Here is a 12,439-nt window from a genome sequence, read left to right as displayed (position 1 = left end):
CAGCTTCTTTCATCACTAATTTAGCTGCCACCTATTTAACCACAGAATTGTTGGATTAGCTATATATGATCGTATTTGACAATAAACCCTAAGGAGTTATAAGTTGCAGTTTAGGGAAATATGTTTTATAGCGTCCTGTATCTCTGGTAAGTAGCGGAATATCAAGTATATTAGCGTGAGTACCAATAAAGAAATCTGGTAAAACAAAGTTTTTATTACCACTATTTGTTTTATATTGTAGAAAAACTTTACCAGCTAAAAATAGAGCTTCTTTAGGTACTGGCATAATTCTAAAAAATCTTCCTAATAACACTGCTTCTAAATCTTCAATTCTTTCAAAACCTATAGAAACTTCAGTATAAATAAAATCATTAATTATCAATTCATGAAATTGTGAAAGACTAGATAATTTATCAGAAGACCAGCCGTACCATTTATCATCTACTGTTAAAATATCTAGCAATATATTGCTATCTACTAGAATCATGCTCTAGTAAGCCTTATTATCTCATCAGTTGACATTTTTACAGTAGTTTTGCCTGACAAATGTGCTAATAATTTTATCCCTCTATGCTTATTGCTTTGGTGTTTTTTAATTAACACGCCATCATCTTTTTCAATAAAAGAGAGTTCAGTATCTGGCAGGAAACCAAACTTATTCCTGATATTAATTGGTATGGTAATCTGCCCTTTGCTAGATATTCGCATTATATTACTCAAACTAGTTGCTTTCTTAACAGTATAACAAACAAGTAAAGAATTTACAAGTAAAACTCTTACTAGTCAATCAATCAGTGAGTTAGGAATCAACAAATTTTTCATAAGCCACTCCTGTTAATAATGATTGACTCACTGGCAAGTTGATATAATATAAATTAAAACTTATAAAGGATATTGTTATGTTAGCAAATTACTCATGTTTAAAAGGCATTGTATCACAGGATTTAGAAGATCGTACAAAACACACAATGACTCATCACAATCTTATAGTACAAGCCGATAAATTAGACTATCAAGTAAATATAGACACTCAGTCCGATTCTAGAGCTAATGTTAAAGTATTCTATATCGAGCAGTTTAGTAACGAGTTATTAACTAATTTAGGTAAACTAGGAGATGAAGGATTATTTAGCTTGAATCAGTTAACTCACGCCTATAGGTTTGATTATCTCCGTAGCGGAATTTTGCAAGTAGATTATTTAAAAAATATGCAACCAAAACCATGGCAAGAAATTTCATCTTTGTTAGACGCACATATTACACGTGATACAAAGATATGTATTTTAGGTGAATCTTATGATGATATTGAAACAAGGTCAGTAACACCTTATGGTTTACAACTACAGCAAATACATAATCAACTACCCCCTAGAGGTATACATAATATACATCTGAATCAGGGGAACTCTGAACCACACAGTCAAGATAATGGCATTTATCAAGATGGGGCTATATTCATAGAAACCCCTAATAATGGCATTAAAGCTTTTTTCTTCATGTTTGATGAACAATCTTTGCCTACTGATGATTCAGGCAATCCTATTGATAAAGATTAAGTGAACTAATATATAGCTAACCTGATTAGTCATAGCAAATTTACGTCATTGCGAGAAGGCGTAAGCCTACGAAGCAATCCATTTCTAATCGCTTTTCTGGATTGCTTCGTCGCTACTAAAGTAGCTCCTCGCAATGACAATGTTAGTTGGGTTAGCTATATAAATATAAAAGGTCGAAAAAGAAAAATTTATATGAAAAATTATAGGATTGAAACTGATTCATTTGGAGAAATCAAAGTAGATGATCAGTATTATTGGGGAGCAGGAACTCAAAGATCTATTGAGAATTTTAAGATAGGCAATCAAAAGATGCCTATTCAGTTGATTAAGGCACTAGCAATTTTAAAAAAATGTGCGGCAAAAGTCAATAAAGAATTAGGTGATCTTAAGCCTGAAATAGCAGAAGCAATAGATCAAGCGACCACTAGAATATTGAAAGGGGAATTTGATGATCAATTTCCTTTAGTAGTATGGCAGACTGGTTCTGGTACCCAGACTAATATGAATATCAATGAGGTAATAGCCTCTATTGGTAATGAACAATTAGTAGGCAAGAAGGGTGGCAAGTCACCAATTCACCCAAATGACCATGTAAATATGGCTCAATCATCCAACGACTCATTCCCAACTGCTATGCACATAGCAACTATATTGGCTAGTAAGCAACAATTAATTCCAGCATTAACCAGTCTGCATTCAGCGTTAAATACCAAAGCTACAGCTTGGAATAACATAGTTAAGATAGGACGTACTCATTTGCAAGATGCCACACCAATAACGCTTGGGCAAGAATTCTCTGGTTATGTAACGCAAATAGCATATTCCATAGAACGAGTTGAGGAATCACTCAAAAGAGTATATTTTTTGGCACAAGGTGGAACTGCAGTAGGTACTGGTATTAATTGCCGTAAAGAATTTGCCGTAAAATTTTCCGATCAAGTTGCTACATATACCAATCATCCTTTCAAAAGTGCTGCTAATAAATTTGAGGCATTAGCTACTCATGATGCATTAGTAGAATTTTCTGGTACTCTAAATACTATAGCCGGAAGTTTAATGAAAATTGCCAATGACATTAGACTGTTAGGATCAGGACCAAGATGTGGCTTTGGTGAATTACATCTACCGGAAAATGAGCCTGGTTCTTCAATCATGCCAGGTAAGGTCAACCCAACACAAATTGAGGCATTGACTATGGTTTGTGTGCAGGTTATGGGAAATAATCTTGCAGTAACTATAGCCGGATCAAATGGTCATCTTGAACTAAATACCTTTAAGCCTGTTATAATCTATAATATTTTGCAGTCAATAGACCTAATTTCTTCTAGCATAAATAGTTTTGTTACGCATTGTATTGAAGGTCTAGAGCCAAATATAGAACGTATTAATAAGCTGAGAGAACAATCGCTAATGTTAGTAACAGCATTAAATCCACATATAGGTTATGATAATGCGGCAAAAGTTGCAAAAAAAGCCTATCAAGAAGGTATAACTTTAAGAGAAGCGGCTATAAAATTAAAATTTTTATCAGGTGAAGAGTTTGATCGCTTAGTGGTAGCCGAAAATATGGTATAATTAAGTTGATGCTCTTTATAAAGTCTATTATACTAAAAACAATTTATATTTAACAGGTAAAATATTATTATGGCTTTACATCTCAAAGCACCAGAAAATATAATTCTTAAACCAATTATTACAGTATTTGGTGTTGGAGGAGCTGGTGGTAATGCAATAAATAATATGCTACTTGCCAAATTACAAGGAGCAAACTTTGTTGTCGCCAATACCGATGCACAATCACTCGAGCATTCTTTATGTGACAATAAAATACAGCTAGGGATTGCTATCACTAAAGGTCTTGGTGCTGGGGCGGCTCCAGAAATCGGAGCTTTAGCAGCGGAAGAATCAGCCAACGAGATTAAGGGGTATTTAGAGGGTAGCAATATGGTTTTTATCACAGCCGGTATGGGTGGGGGAACTGGTACAGGTGCTTCTCCGGTTGTGGCAAAGATCGCTAAAGAGCTAGGAATTCTTACTGTCGGTGTGGTCACTAAACCTTTTCATTTTGAAGGAAAACACAGAATTAAAACTGCTGAACAAGGTTTACTAGAACTACAAAGATTTGTTGATACTCTGATAGTAATACCGAATCAAAATTTATTTCGTATAGCAAATGAGAGTACTACCTTTGCCGATGCCTTTAAAATGGCAGATGATGTATTACATGCTGGAGTCAGAGGAGTTACTGATTTGATGATCATGCCAGGTCTTATTAATCTAGATTTTGCCGACATTAGAACAGTGATGAGCGAAATGGGTAAAGCTATGATGGGTACGGGAGAAGCATCTGGCGAAGATAGAGCGGTTAAGGCGGCTGAAGCAGCTATCTCTAATCCACTACTAGATCATAACTCAATGCGTGGTGCTAGAGGAGTGTTAATTAATATTACTGGTGGTGCGGATATGACCTTATTTGAGGTTGATAGTGCCGCTAATAGAATTAGAGAAGAAGTGGGAGATAGTGATGCTAACATTATTTTTGGTTCAACGTTTAATCAAGAATTAAATGGCATTATCCGGGTATCGGTGGTCGCTACTGGTATTGATGCTGATCAAGTAATAAGCAACAAGTCCCAACCTATTGAATCAGTGACTAGTACTCCTACAAGCTATGAACAGGTAGCTAGTAATCCTAATTTGACAGAGACAACAATTTTAGAAGAAATTCCAGACTTTGCTCAATATATCGGTGAGAAGGCTAATTTAGTAGATTCTGAAATACAACCTTTAAATTTAAGCATTCAGGCAACATCAATTAATATACCAAATCAGTCAACGATAAGTAGCAAGGACGCTAAATCATCTTTACTCAGTAGAATGTGGAATTCACTAAAATCCAATACTACTCAAACTCAGGAACAAACAAAAAGTCATACTCCTCCAATTTCTCAGAAAAATGATACAGAAGTTGATATCCATGATATCCCTGCTTTTTTAAGGAAACCGAAATAATTAATTTTTATAGTTAACCCGATATTAGTATTTACCCATAACACACTTACAATGCTTCGTCAACTCATGCTTCCTTGCTATAGTTATGCCTATAGGATTAGGTGATAAAGAACATAACTATTGTAAGTTGTCATTCCCGCGTAGGCGGGAATCTAGATACCTGCTTTCGCAGGTATGACACAAAGTTTGTATCACCTAATTCAATAGGTTTCACTATAATAGACCAGGGCAGTTTAAAAGTCGCAACTAATGATATAAGAATCTGTTTTGAGAAATGCATAAACGTCATTGCGAGGAGCCGCTTCGCTACGACACGGCAATCCAAAAAATTGCAACGGCAAAAATAAAACAGCAAGCTGTTTATTTGGATCGCCACGCCACTTCGTGGCTCGCGATGACGGTTATTCGTTTCTAAAATCTAGTATTTTATATCATTAGTTGCGACTTTTAAACTGCCCTGCTAATAGACGGAGTAATGCTAATCGGATTAGTACTACAGTCGTAGTTTACAAATAATATAAAATGTATTAGAATGTATGGCATAGTTGAAGGGTATACTTGCAGCAAAACTGCATAACTCTATTAAATTTTTTTGGTAGTATGAATTTATTTTATAAATTTGGGTTCCTACTATGCAAATATCACCGATTAGTAAAAAAACTGGTTGAAAAACTATCAGTTATACTATAACATTTCAATTATTAAACGTAATGAATGAATCAAAATGAAAAAGCCAAAAGTAGCGACCTTAAGTGCTGAGGAACGAGAAGAACTAATACAACATATTAAGGCAAGTTCATTAACAGGAGATGATCAGCAAGCGGTGATAGAACTTGTGAAATTTTGTAACGAACTAATAGACAAGCTAGCATCATCAAACATCAGTATAAATAAGCTTAAGGAGATGATGATTGGTTTTAAGGCAGATAACAAAAAAAAGATAGTTCAGATTCATTAAAAGAACCACCGAGTGAATCTGATAATAAGAATGGTGGTAATGAAGAAGAGTACGATGAGTCCAAGAAGAGAGATCGCAGTAATTGGCAAGGTAAATATGGATTTGATGATTATCAGGATGCGAATACCAGCTATTTATCTCCTGAGAATTTTTGTAGTGGTGATAGCTGTCCTCACTGTGATAATGGTAAACTCTATAATAGTGAAGCTAGAAAATTGCTACAATTTACAGGTAATGCTCCAATTACAGTCAACAGATATGTAAAGAAAACGTTACGCTGTAATGCTTGCGATTATACAGTTATGAACAATAAGAATATCAACAAATGGACAAATAGTAGCAAAAGTGCAATAGTGTTACAAAAGACCTACGGTACTCCCTTCTATCGTTTATCTAGGTTGCAAAGTTTAAGCGGGGTTCCTGTATCATATAGCTCGTTGTGGCAACAATATTTAGATGTTTGGCAAGAAGGTGGTGGAGCTGAAATTTACAGGGTATTATTGGAAATGGCTGCCGAATGTAGCTCACTGAATCTTGATGATACTAGAGCTAGAATTTTAGAAATTACTGTAGCCAATAAAAAATTACGTACTCAAAATAAGAAAGGACGCAGCTGTTATACCACTACTATATGTGCTAAGACTGCCAATAATGAGGTGATAGTTTTATATTTTACCGGTAATAAGCATGGCGGGGAAAATATTGGTAACGTACTAAAGAATCGTAAGAATAGGACTGATTCTATTCATTTAATGACTGATGCAAGTAACAATAATAACCCGGTATTATCAGAAGCAGATAAAGAATTACTGGCAATAATAGTGATGATCAATTGTTTGTCACATGGGCAGAGAAAATTTACAGAGAATGAACCATATTACCCTGAAGAATGCGGATATTTTCTCAAACAGACTGCTGGGATTTACCATAATGAACATCAATGTAAAGAGATGAGCCTTGAGGAGAAGCTGAAGTACCATCAGGAACATAGCAGTAAATATATAGAAAATATATATAACAAAATAGATGAATTATTTAACGACAAGAAAGTTGAGCCTAATAGTAGGTTTGGGCAAGCTATGAAATATTGGTTAAATAATAAAGAAGGTTTGACGCAATTTTTGAAAATTCCAGTTAGCAGTCTTGATAATAATTGGGCTGAGAGGTCACTACGTACCATTATTTTACAAAGGAAGAATTCATTATTCTTTAAAACAATCAATAGTGCTGAGATACATAGTGGTCTGTATAGTATAGTAAAGACTTGTAGTGAGAATGAAATCAATGCATTTAAATATTTAAATTGGCTGCAAGAGCAGAGCAACAAAGCAAAGAAGCATCCTACGAATTATACGCCTTTTGCCTATGCAAGATATATAAATAATACGGAATTAATCGAGACGGCAGCTTAAATGACAGGAAGCCAATCATTAGAGAGTTTGGCAGAACTAGGATCACCATTATGAATAAGAATGTGTAAGGTTCTATAACAAATCTGATAAGATGAATTATCAGATGGGGAAAGTTTTGCCGTAAATTTACCTTTGGATAGGCGTTTAGAGCATAACCAAAAGCCTTGACCATCAAAGGACAAAATTTTAATGGCAGTTCTGTTTTTATTATAGAATAAAAACAAGGAACCATTAAGAGGGTTGGAAGAAAGTTTTTGTCTGCAAACAGCTATTAAACCATCGATACCCTTACGAAAGTCGATGGCAATAGTGGCAACAAAAATAACTGACTGAGGGGTTAGTTGCAGCATAGAAATGTCTGAATTATGATTTTTGGATCCAATGTTTGGATAATAAGCTTGGTACCATTTGGTTTAATAATGTGGCAAGTGTAGTAATTTTGTTTGGGAGTAGCCACAGGATCAGTATCTATAGAATTTACTAGTTGAAATGGAAGGAAATTAATATCTTGTTGCAGTTTTGCTGCAAGTATACGTTGAATTGAACTAATTATTGTTTTATTAATATTGAGATGTTTGGCTATATCTTTGCAAGAATAGTGATGGAGTAGCTGGCGAACTAATTCCTTTAGATGGTTTGGTATGGGATCAAACTTGTTAGTTTTAGTTTGACGCCAGGCTTTAAATTGCTGAGCTACTTGCTCAATAGTAATTGATGGTATTTGCATAGTAGGAACCCAAATTTATAAAATAAATTTTATACTAACAAAAAAATTAGATAGAGTTATGCAGTTTTGCTGCAAGTATACGTTGAAGGAGGAGATGAGATAAGGAATGGATAACATCAAGATATGGCAAGAACTGGAAGGAATGATAGAAGAAGGTCAGAGTGGTTTAAGAGTAGGATGTAATGATTATAGAACTTTTAATAATATGTCACTGTATGTCAAAGCATTAATGAGTTCTGTTGAGAGGAAGAATAGCTGGCAATTAGCGGTGTAAATTGTAATCATCTATTGACCCCTTTAAAGGAAAAATTGTAATGAAAATTGCCCCCCTAAATAAGTAACAATATCTCCGAAAAATTAATATTGTTAATATTTTTTTTAAGGAGTTTTAAAGGGGTGTTTATAGTGGAAACAATAGGAAGAATACGTAGGATGTACCACGTTGATGGTAAGGCAATTAAAAAAATTGCTAGAGAATTGAATATATAGTTAAACCTATTGAATTAGGTGATACAAACTTTGTGTTAACCTTGCGAAAGCAGGTATCTAGATTCCCGCCGCAGCTAGGAATGACAACTTACAATCGTTATGTTCTTTATCACCTAATCCTATGGGCATAACTATACCAAGAGCTTGATGCGAAGAAAGCAGTTGGAACAGATGGTATGGACAAATCAAACTATAGCTTAAACCTTACAGAGAATATCAGAGAATTGGCTAGTAAGCTAAAGAATATGGTATATAAACCAGGGAATATACTAGAGGTAAAGATATAGTTATGCTCATAGGATTAGGTGATAAAGAACATAACGATTGTAAGTTGTCATTCCCGCGAAGGCGGGAATCTAGATACCTGCTTTCGCAGGTATGACACAAAGTTTGTATCACCTAATTCAATAGGTTTCACTATACCAAAGGAAGGAAGCCCGGGTAAATATAGGATTTTAGGGATTAGCAATTTCGAAGATAAGCTCTGCCAAAAGATGATGAAGAAAGTACTTGAGAACATCTATGAGCCATTATTCCTTAAATGTTCCTACGGTTTCAGGGCAGGAATTGGATGTCATGATGCAGTAAGAGAGCTTTCAAAACATCTTTATGAAAAGGAGGTTGAGAGCATAATAGACTTAGACTTAGCAAACTTTTTTGGTACAGTGGACAGGAAGATATTGATCGAAATATTACAGGAGAAAGTCCAGGATATGAGGCTAATTAGGTATTTAATCCGTATGTTTAAGGCGGGAGTATTATCTGATGGAGAGTTAACTATCCAGGAAGAAGGGGTAATTGCAGGAAGTATTGTAAGCCCCGTACTTGCGAATATATTTGCTCATTATGTACTAGATGAATGGATTAAAAAAGTAGTTACCCAGCATTGCAGGGGAGAGGTAGAGTTATTTCGCTACTGTGATGATGCGGTGATATGCTGTATAGTGAAACCTATTGAATTAGGTGATACAAACTTTGTGTTAACCTTGCGAAAGCAGGCATCTAGATTCCCGCCGTTGCTAAGAATGACAACTTACAATCGTTATGTTCTTTATCACCTAATCCTATGGGCATAACTATAGATATGAAGAGGATGCAAAGAAGATTAAAGCAGTTCTTGCAAAACGACTCGAAAAGTACAAACTTAAACTTAATGAAGAAAAGACCAGAGTGGTCAGATTTTCAAAGAGTCAGCTGTTTCGAGGTATAAAACAGGAGGTCTTTGATTTTCTAGGATTTACCTTTTATCTGGGAAGGTCTAGGAATGGTAGAATAATACCTAAAGTAAAGAGTAGTGGAAAAAGAATAAGAGCCAAGTTAAAGAAAGTTAATGACTGGGGTAAAGGCATTAGAAACAAATGCAAACTACCTATCATATGGGCAACATTCTGCAGCAAGCTTAGAGGACATATCCAATATTATGGAGTGTCGCACAATTGCAATGCAGTAGATAGTTTCATATGGAAGGCGGTTAAAATAATGTTCAAATGGCTAAACAGACGCAGTCAAAAGAAATCACTTAACTGGGAACAATTTAAACTTTTCATTATACGCCACCCTTTGCCAAAGGTAAAAGTATATCATGTCATGTTAAGTGTACATACTGTGTAAATGATGATATCTTGAGCCCATTGCCTTAATAGGGCACGATGCGGATCTAACGAGGGGCGTAATAGGTGACTATTACGTCTACTCCACGAAATGACAATATTTGACACTTATGAATAATAAAGGTATAATAAACAAATTATGGCATAAATAGAATAATATGATTTATATAAACATTATATAAAGAAAATAATCAATAGGGATATTATGGAAGTTATACGTACTAAATTAGGTAATGGTGGTAGAGTCATCATTCCATCGTTATTTCGTCAGAACCTTCATCTAATGGCAGGAGATGACATTATATTACATATGAAGGATGATACAATTTATATTACCACTTCTAATCAAGCTTTATCCAAACTACAAACAAAGGTGAAAAACCATATTAATGTCACTAGTCAAAATATTTCCCTTGTTGATGAACTAATAGCTATGAGACGTTTAGAGGCAGATTGTGAATAATAATATTATACTTGATGCTTCCGCATTACTCGCTCTCATCCAAGAAGAACAAGGAGCAGAGATAATAAAACCTCTATTAAAGTTTTCTGTCATGTCGGCTGTAAATATTGCAGAATCTTTAACGGCATTACAACGCATTGGTATTTCACCACAAGAGGCACTGACTTTGATTACCGATATTGTTACTCTAATTGTTCCATTTGATCTTGAACAAGCTGGATATGTAGCAGAACTACAATCACATGTTCAGCATAAAGGTTTATCTTTAGGCGATCGTGCTTGTATTGCTCTAGGTATCAAATTGCAAATACCTATATACACTGCTGATAAGGTTTGGGCTCAACTACAATTAAATAATGCAGATATTAAATTAATTCGCTAAACTCTTACAAAAATGGATCCAGCAAAATGGCAACTGGATTATTCGAATTAACTTAATCTTCTATTTTTTTTTACTCCAAGGGAATGTTTAGTTATTGGAGTATAAAGGGAACTAGCAACATTTATGTAGGAATGTGGCATAAGGATGTAGCCCTGTAGATACAAGACTTCCAGAGGCTGGTTTTTTTGATTTCTTCTAAAATTTCTTCATAAAAAGAAAAAATGATTCTAAAAAAATTCTCCTACAAATCCCTTAATTTGGTATAATATAACTTACTACTTTCTGTAAAAAGAATTTTTTATTGCATCTATTATTTCATGATAAGGTACTTGCCCAAATAAATAACTATAAGAATAATGTTCTGAAAGCACAGGCTGATAAAGAAATACAACAGATTGTTAAGGAATATAAGTATGATGTTATGCTGCTACAATTAAAGAAAATGCAACAATTAGAGCTGGCTATAGGGAAAATAACACCGCTTAAGGGGCAGTCATCAATTCAAGAAACGCTAACACAACAGATAAAACATAGCTCAGGAACGAAAACAGTTAGTTATCATGATTGTAAGTTGTTATTATCTGACGCAAGTAATTCCGATGATTTGTATAAAGCGTTCGAGAGGTTATTAACTGGAGATGTTGTCCATTCACCAGAACACTCAGGGGTTTTTTAAGCAAAATTGAGTCAATCATTTATTTTGTGTGTGTGCCAAGAAAAGGTGTATTGTGTGGTGTCTATAATTACCGAAAAAGACCAACTAAAAATACCGAAAAATTGGTGAGCAAATATTGAGTATACTTGCAGCAAAACTGCATAACTCTATTAAATTTTTTGGTAGTATGAATTTATTTATAAATTTGGGTTCCTACTATGCAAATATCACCGATTAGTAAAAAAACTGGTTGGAAAAACTATCAGTTATACTATAACATTTCAATTATTAAACGTAATGAATGAATCAAAATGAAAAAGCCAAAAGTAGCGACCTTAAGTGCTGAGGAACGAGAAGAACTAATACAACATATTAAGGCAAGTTCATTAACAGGAGATGATCAGCAAGCGGTGATAGAACTTGTGAAATTTTGTAACGAACTAATAGACAAGCTAGCATCATCAAACATCAGTATAAATAAGCTTAAGGAGATGATGATTGGTTTTAAGGCAGATAACAAAAAAAAGATAGTTCAGATTCATTAAAAGAACCACCGAGTGAATCTGATAATAAGAATGGTGGTAATGAAGAAGAGTACGATGAGTCCAAGAAGAGAGATCGCAGTAATTGGCAAGGTAAATATGGATTTGATGATTATCAGGATGCGAATACCAGCTATTTATCTCCTGAGAATTTTGTAGTGGTGATAGCTGTCCTCACTGTGATAATGGTAAACTCTATAATAGTGAAGCTAGAAAATTGCTACAATTTACAGGTAATGCTCCAATTACAGTCAACAGATATGTAAAGAAAACGTTACGCTGTAATGCTTGCGATTATACAGTTATGAACAATAAGAATATCAACAAATGGACAAATAGTAGCAAAAGTGCAATAGTGTTACAAAAGACCTACGGTACTCCCTTCGTATACTTGCAGCAAAACTGCATAACTCTATCTAATTTTTTTGTTAGTATAAAATTTATTTTATAAATTTGGGTTCCTACTATGCAAATACATCAATTACTATTGAGCAAGTAGCTCAGCAATTTAAAGCCTGGCGTCAAACTAAAACTAACAAGTTTGATCCCATACCAAACCATCTAAAGGAATTAGTTCGCCAGCTACTCCATCACTATTCTTGCAAAGATATAGCCAAACATCTCAATATTAAT

21 protein-coding genes and 1 pseudogene are annotated in these 12,439 nt (G+C 34.5%); 17 read left to right on the top strand and 5 right to left on the bottom strand.

The features are described from left to right. Positions 1-88: 88 nt before the first annotated feature. Positions 89-487 carry a type II toxin-antitoxin system VapC family toxin gene (locus tag ACQH2P_RS10755; RefSeq protein WP_425364177.1) on the bottom strand — a complete coding sequence of 133 codons (399 nt, stop codon included), beginning with the start codon at positions 485-487 and terminating at the stop codon, positions 89-91. After that, positions 484-708 carry an AbrB/MazE/SpoVT family DNA-binding domain-containing protein gene (locus ACQH2P_RS10750; RefSeq protein WP_425364176.1) on the bottom strand — a complete coding sequence of 75 codons (225 nt, stop codon included), beginning with the start codon at positions 706-708 and terminating at the stop codon, positions 484-486. Before ACQH2P_RS10750 ends, ACQH2P_RS10755 begins: the two co-directional genes overlap by 4 nt. 191 nt (positions 709-899) lie before the next feature. Between ACQH2P_RS10750 and ACQH2P_RS10745 the strand changes: the two genes are divergently transcribed. The 7 genes and pseudogenes from ACQH2P_RS10745 to ACQH2P_RS10715 all read left to right on the top strand — a co-directional run bounded on the left by ACQH2P_RS10745 (position 900) and on the right by ACQH2P_RS10715 (position 6,938). Continuing rightward, positions 900-1,556: a DUF2278 family protein gene (locus ACQH2P_RS10745; protein ID WP_425364175.1), complete on the top strand. Its 657-nt coding sequence runs from the start codon at positions 900-902 to the stop codon at positions 1,554-1,556. Positions 1,557-1,748: 192 nt separating this feature from the next. Continuing rightward, the gene (fumC, locus tag ACQH2P_RS10740; RefSeq protein WP_425364233.1) at positions 1,749-3,131 is read left to right on the top strand and encodes a class II fumarate hydratase; all 1,383 of its coding nucleotides are present in this window, start codon (positions 1,749-1,751) and stop codon (positions 3,129-3,131) included. A 69-nt stretch (positions 3,132-3,200) separates the two neighbouring features. Continuing rightward, positions 3,201-4,179: pseudogene (gene ftsZ / locus ACQH2P_RS10735) on the top strand (cell division protein FtsZ); the annotation flags it as partial. A 490-nt stretch (positions 4,180-4,669) separates the two neighbouring features. Beyond that, positions 4,670-4,915 (top strand): hypothetical protein, encoded by a 246-nt coding sequence (locus ACQH2P_RS10730; RefSeq protein ID WP_425364174.1) that lies wholly within the window; start codon positions 4,670-4,672, stop codon positions 4,913-4,915. Positions 4,916-5,292: 377 nt separating this feature from the next. Continuing rightward, positions 5,293-5,526 carry a hypothetical protein gene (locus ACQH2P_RS10725; RefSeq protein ID WP_425362589.1) on the top strand — a complete coding sequence of 78 codons (234 nt, stop codon included), beginning with the start codon at positions 5,293-5,295 and terminating at the stop codon, positions 5,524-5,526. A 30-nt stretch (positions 5,527-5,556) separates the two neighbouring features. After that, positions 5,557-5,790 carry a hypothetical protein gene (locus ACQH2P_RS10720; RefSeq protein ID WP_425362621.1) on the top strand — a complete coding sequence of 78 codons (234 nt, stop codon included), beginning with the start codon at positions 5,557-5,559 and terminating at the stop codon, positions 5,788-5,790. Between the two features lie 38 nt (positions 5,791-5,828). Continuing rightward, positions 5,829-6,938 carry an IS66 family transposase gene (locus ACQH2P_RS10715; protein WP_425362755.1) on the top strand — a complete coding sequence of 370 codons (1,110 nt, stop codon included), beginning with the start codon at positions 5,829-5,831 and terminating at the stop codon, positions 6,936-6,938. Here ACQH2P_RS10715 and tnpB read toward each other — a convergent pair. Both tnpB and ACQH2P_RS10705 read right to left on the bottom strand, forming a co-directional pair. Beyond that, complete coding sequence (gene tnpB / locus ACQH2P_RS10710; protein WP_425362591.1) at positions 6,935-7,288, bottom strand: IS66 family insertion sequence element accessory protein TnpB; 354 nt, start codon at positions 7,286-7,288, stop codon at positions 6,935-6,937. The genes ACQH2P_RS10715 and tnpB overlap by 4 nt on opposite strands. Next, on the bottom strand, positions 7,276-7,665 hold the full coding sequence (locus tag ACQH2P_RS10705) for a hypothetical protein (RefSeq protein WP_425362660.1): 390 nt from the start codon (positions 7,663-7,665) through the stop codon (positions 7,276-7,278). The genes tnpB and ACQH2P_RS10705 overlap by 13 nt, the downstream gene beginning before the upstream one ends. Before the next feature lie 106 nt (positions 7,666-7,771). Here ACQH2P_RS10705 and ACQH2P_RS10700 point away from each other — a divergent pair, with 106 nt between their 5' ends. Further along, complete coding sequence (locus ACQH2P_RS10700; protein ID WP_425363295.1) at positions 7,772-7,939, top strand: hypothetical protein; 168 nt, start codon at positions 7,772-7,774, stop codon at positions 7,937-7,939. A 272-nt stretch (positions 7,940-8,211) separates the two neighbouring features. Here ACQH2P_RS10700 and ACQH2P_RS10695 read toward each other — a convergent pair whose 3' ends face one another. Continuing rightward, positions 8,212-8,343 (bottom strand): hypothetical protein, encoded by a 132-nt coding sequence (locus ACQH2P_RS10695; RefSeq protein WP_425364173.1) that lies wholly within the window; start codon positions 8,341-8,343, stop codon positions 8,212-8,214. 218 nt (positions 8,344-8,561) lie between these two features. Here ACQH2P_RS10695 and ACQH2P_RS10690 point away from each other — a divergent pair, with 218 nt between their 5' ends. The 9 genes from ACQH2P_RS10690 to ACQH2P_RS10650 all read left to right on the top strand — a co-directional run. Further along, complete coding sequence (locus ACQH2P_RS10690; protein WP_425364232.1) at positions 8,562-9,230, top strand: reverse transcriptase domain-containing protein; 669 nt, start codon at positions 8,562-8,564, stop codon at positions 9,228-9,230. Beyond that, positions 9,221-9,364 carry a hypothetical protein gene (locus tag ACQH2P_RS10685; protein ID WP_425364172.1) on the top strand — a complete coding sequence of 48 codons (144 nt, stop codon included), beginning with the start codon at positions 9,221-9,223 and terminating at the stop codon, positions 9,362-9,364. The genes ACQH2P_RS10690 and ACQH2P_RS10685 overlap by 10 nt, the downstream gene beginning before the upstream one ends. A 605-nt stretch (positions 9,365-9,969) precedes the next feature. Beyond that, positions 9,970-10,227, top strand: a complete 258-nt coding sequence (locus ACQH2P_RS10680; RefSeq protein ID WP_425364171.1) for an AbrB/MazE/SpoVT family DNA-binding domain-containing protein — start codon at positions 9,970-9,972, stop codon at positions 10,225-10,227. Next, positions 10,220-10,609, top strand: a complete 390-nt coding sequence (locus ACQH2P_RS10675; RefSeq protein ID WP_425364170.1) for a type II toxin-antitoxin system VapC family toxin — start codon at positions 10,220-10,222, stop codon at positions 10,607-10,609. Before ACQH2P_RS10680 ends, ACQH2P_RS10675 begins: the two co-directional genes overlap by 8 nt. Positions 10,610-10,910: 301 nt before the next feature. Next, the gene (locus tag ACQH2P_RS10670) at positions 10,911-11,285 is read left to right on the top strand and encodes a hypothetical protein (RefSeq protein ID WP_425364169.1); all 375 of its coding nucleotides are present in this window, start codon (positions 10,911-10,913) and stop codon (positions 11,283-11,285) included. Positions 11,286-11,575: 290 nt separating this feature from the next. Further along, positions 11,576-11,809 (top strand): hypothetical protein, encoded by a 234-nt coding sequence (locus ACQH2P_RS10665; RefSeq protein ID WP_425362589.1) that lies wholly within the window; start codon positions 11,576-11,578, stop codon positions 11,807-11,809. 30 nt (positions 11,810-11,839) lie between these two features. Then, the gene (locus ACQH2P_RS10660) at positions 11,840-11,965 is read left to right on the top strand and encodes a hypothetical protein (protein ID WP_425364168.1); all 126 of its coding nucleotides are present in this window, start codon (positions 11,840-11,842) and stop codon (positions 11,963-11,965) included. Positions 11,966-12,110: 145 nt separating this feature from the next. Then, entirely contained in the window at positions 12,111-12,257 is a 147-nt protein-coding gene (locus ACQH2P_RS10655; RefSeq protein ID WP_425364167.1) for a hypothetical protein, read from the top strand. 2 nt (positions 12,258-12,259) lie between these two features. Beyond that, positions 12,260-12,439, top strand: a 180-nt coding sequence (locus ACQH2P_RS10650) for a hypothetical protein (RefSeq protein WP_425364166.1), incomplete at its 3' end; no start/stop codon positions are given.

It is taken from the genome of Candidatus Tisiphia endosymbiont of Hybos culiciformis, assembly GCF_964030975.1.
In the GTDB taxonomy this organism is placed as follows: Bacteria; Pseudomonadota; Alphaproteobacteria; order Rickettsiales; family Rickettsiaceae; genus Tisiphia.
Note: the sequence above shows the minus strand (reverse complement) of the source record. Positions and strands in the feature narration are given on the sequence as shown.

Excerpts from the sequence above, each read along its gene's own strand:
- ACQH2P_RS10655 (WP_425364167.1), top strand. The coding sequence starts at position 12,111 with ATGAACAATAAGAATATCAACAAATGGACAAATAGTAGCAAAAGTGCA.
- fumC (WP_425364233.1), top strand. The coding sequence starts at position 1,749 with ATGAAAAATTATAGGATTGAAACTGATTCATTTGGAGAAATCAAAGTA.
- ACQH2P_RS10715 (WP_425362755.1), top strand. The coding sequence starts at position 5,829 with ATGAACAATAAGAATATCAACAAATGGACAAATAGTAGCAAAAGTGCA.
- ACQH2P_RS10755 (WP_425364177.1), bottom strand. The coding sequence starts at position 487 with ATGATTCTAGTAGATAGCAATATATTGCTAGATATTTTAACAGTAGAT.
- ACQH2P_RS10665 (WP_425362589.1), top strand. The coding sequence starts at position 11,576 with ATGAAAAAGCCAAAAGTAGCGACCTTAAGTGCTGAGGAACGAGAAGAA.
- tnpB (WP_425362591.1), bottom strand. The coding sequence starts at position 7,288 with ATGCTGCAACTAACCCCTCAGTCAGTTATTTTTGTTGCCACTATTGCC.
- ACQH2P_RS10705 (WP_425362660.1), bottom strand. The coding sequence starts at position 7,665 with ATGCAAATACCATCAATTACTATTGAGCAAGTAGCTCAGCAATTTAAA.
- ACQH2P_RS10680 (WP_425364171.1), top strand. The coding sequence starts at position 9,970 with ATGGAAGTTATACGTACTAAATTAGGTAATGGTGGTAGAGTCATCATT.
- ACQH2P_RS10745 (WP_425364175.1), top strand. The coding sequence starts at position 900 with ATGTTAGCAAATTACTCATGTTTAAAAGGCATTGTATCACAGGATTTA.
- ACQH2P_RS10660 (WP_425364168.1), top strand. The coding sequence starts at position 11,840 with ATGGTGGTAATGAAGAAGAGTACGATGAGTCCAAGAAGAGAGATCGCA.
- ACQH2P_RS10725 (WP_425362589.1), top strand. The coding sequence starts at position 5,293 with ATGAAAAAGCCAAAAGTAGCGACCTTAAGTGCTGAGGAACGAGAAGAA.
- ACQH2P_RS10685 (WP_425364172.1), top strand. The coding sequence starts at position 9,221 with ATGGGCATAACTATAGATATGAAGAGGATGCAAAGAAGATTAAAGCAG.
- ACQH2P_RS10750 (WP_425364176.1), bottom strand. The coding sequence starts at position 708 with ATGCGAATATCTAGCAAAGGGCAGATTACCATACCAATTAATATCAGG.
- ACQH2P_RS10720 (WP_425362621.1), top strand. The coding sequence starts at position 5,557 with ATGGTGGTAATGAAGAAGAGTACGATGAGTCCAAGAAGAGAGATCGCA.
- ACQH2P_RS10700 (WP_425363295.1), top strand. The coding sequence starts at position 7,772 with ATGGATAACATCAAGATATGGCAAGAACTGGAAGGAATGATAGAAGAA.